Consider the following 1,368-nt stretch of genomic DNA (forward strand, 5'->3'; position numbering starts at 1 on the left):
AATGTATGGACCGGCTGCTGATCGCAAGTGAGATTATGCTTAGATAGCGGAAGTCGCTGATATGTATCCGGCCTGTTGATCGGCTCGCGGGCCGTGGCCTTGATGGGGATACGCACGCGCCTTTGGCCTCATTAGCGGACAGGTTTTCGAGTAACCATTTGCGCCACCAGGCTCTGGGCACGTCGATCGATCCGTTCCATGCAGCTTCTCAATCGCGAACTGATTTGGAGGTCGCGGGCCTAGATGGCCTCGACCTCAAGTCGGTGGGTGTCGAAGGCCTTTCCGTTATAAAGCACGCTCCAGGCAATGCGGGCGAGCTTATTGGCCAGAGCAGCAGCGAGCTTGTTGCGATGCATCCTCGGCGCGGCATTGGTCAGCCACTCTCCGAAGCTGAACTTCGCCCAGTTCTGGGGGCGCATCAGAAGGACCTTGGCGGCCTGGATGAAGAGAGTTCGCAGGTATCGGCTGCCACGTTTGGAGATGCCGCCCAGGATCGAACGCCCTCCGGTGCTGTATTGTCGCGGCACCAGCCCAAGCCAGGCGCCAAAATCCCGGCCCCGGTTGAAAGCCTCACCGCTGCCGATCGCTGCGACGACCGCCGTCGAGATCAACGGCCCGACACCAGGCACGCTCATCAGGCGGGTGCAGTTGTCCTCATGCTGGCTTATCTCTTCGATCTCTCGCGTGATCGCCTCGATGCGCTCGTCGAGCCGGAGCCAGTCCTCATGGAGCCCGACGATCAGGTCGCTCATGCGCGGCGATATCTCGTCCTCGCGGTTCTTCAGAATCTCGAACAGTGAGGCGCGCAGGGCGCGGGAGCCGGTTCGCACGGCAATGCCTTGTTCGATGAGGAACGCCCGGATCTGGTTGATGGTGGCTGTTCGGCGCGAAACCAGCCGGGAGCGAACCCGATGACAGGCCTGCAGATCCAGTTGATCCTGGCTCTTCTCCCGGACGGTACGTAGGTTGGGCCTTAAAACGGCTTCGGCAATCGCCTCGGCGTCGTTGTAATCGTTCTTCTGGCCCTTCACGAATGGCTTCACATAGACCGCCGGAATGATTCGTGGATCATGGCCGAGCTGGCGCAGGGCGCGGCTGACGAAGTGGGCGCTGAGGCACGCTTCCATGCCGACAATGCACACTGGCAGCTTCTTGAAGGTCTCGATCAAAGCCAGTCGCTTGATCTTTCGACGGAACGCTATCTTGCCGTCGGTGCCGAAGCCGACGAGATGGAAGACTTCCTTACCAATATCGATGCCGATCGAGGCGAGGGGCGCAATGGTCGTATCCATGGGCTGCTTCTCCGGTTGAAACGCAGCAGTCTAGGCCGACTGCCGCGCGGGGGAAGCAGCCGGTCCATCCCATTAG

The 1,368-nt window shown here is 60.5% G+C and carries 1 protein-coding gene; it reads right to left on the reverse strand.

Annotation, left to right across the window (positions count from 1 at the left end; translation table 11 throughout):
- Window positions 1-239 precede the first annotated feature (239 nt).
- The gene (locus CIW50_RS28890) at window positions 240-1,292 is read right to left on the reverse strand and encodes an IS110 family RNA-guided transposase (protein WP_149534591.1); all 1,053 of its coding nucleotides are present in this window, start codon (window positions 1,290-1,292) and stop codon (window positions 240-242) included.
- Window positions 1,293-1,368: the final 76 nt, after the last annotated feature.

This window comes from Tardiphaga sp. P9-11, from assembly GCF_008329525.1.
Taxonomy (GTDB): domain Bacteria; phylum Pseudomonadota; class Alphaproteobacteria; order Rhizobiales; family Xanthobacteraceae; genus Tardiphaga.

Excerpts from the sequence above, each read along its gene's own strand:
- CIW50_RS28890 (WP_149534591.1), bottom strand. The coding sequence starts at position 1,292 with ATGGATACGACCATTGCGCCCCTCGCCTCGATCGGCATCGATATTGGT.